The organism is Dellaglioa sp. CoH-56-MRSF-12 (assembly GCF_056782075.1).
Window position 1 is genome coordinate 1 of record NZ_JBXAYD010000124.1, and the last position, 259, is coordinate 259.

The following is a 259-nucleotide window of genomic DNA, read 5'->3' on the forward strand; positions in this document are numbered from 1 at the left end:
GATCGTGCGCTCGCTGCCGAACAGCCCGAGCATCTGCAGGTTGCAGTCGTACTGATCCGACCACAGCCACGGCAGCTCGGCATAGGTCTCGTCGGCACCGAGCAGGTTCGCGGCCGCGACGGCCGGCTGGTTTTCGGCCACCTGCCACGATTCGATCCGCACATGCCGCCCGAGCAGCGGGTTGAAGTGCATCGTCACCTCGCCCGCCGCGAAGATCGCGGCATCGGCCGTGCGGCAGCCCGCGTCGACGCGTATCCCG

1 protein-coding gene is annotated in these 259 nt (G+C 68.7%); it reads right to left on the reverse strand.

Annotated features, from left to right (window positions below; all coding sequences use genetic code 11):
* On the reverse strand, positions 1-259 hold a 259-nt coding region (locus AC1RPY_RS08020; RefSeq protein ID WP_481763156.1), incomplete at both ends, for an oxidoreductase C-terminal domain-containing protein.